Consider the following 272-nt stretch of genomic DNA (forward strand, 5'->3'; position numbering starts at 1 on the left):
GCTGGTGAAGGCCCGCGAACGGTAGCTCCATCTCCGTCTCGATGCCTGCGACGCCGTCCGTACGAAATCCGACGGCCCGGCCGGCTGCGTAGCCCAGCAGTGCGGTCTTGCCGTTCCCTGCCTCACCACGAAGAACCAGGACCGCGCTGCTGCCCGCCCGCGCTGTGCCCAGTACCCCCTCCAGCGCGGCCAGCTCCTGCCTCCGGCCCCGCGGTGGGACCTGGGCTCCACTGCCGGGCACGCCCAGGGGTGGTTCTCCCTGGTCCGCTGCT

1 protein-coding gene is annotated in these 272 nt (G+C 72.1%); it reads right to left on the reverse strand.

All coding sequences use genetic code 11. The features are described from left to right. A partial coding sequence (locus KVT44_RS56100) for an ATP-binding protein (protein ID WP_217576985.1) occupies positions 1 to 241 on the reverse strand: 241 nt, incomplete at its 3' end. Positions 242 to 272: the final 31 nt, after the last annotated feature.

This window comes from Streptomyces sp. GbtcB7, assembly GCF_019091445.1.
Taxonomy (GTDB): Bacteria; Actinomycetota; Actinomycetes; order Streptomycetales; family Streptomycetaceae; genus Streptomyces; species Streptomyces mirabilis.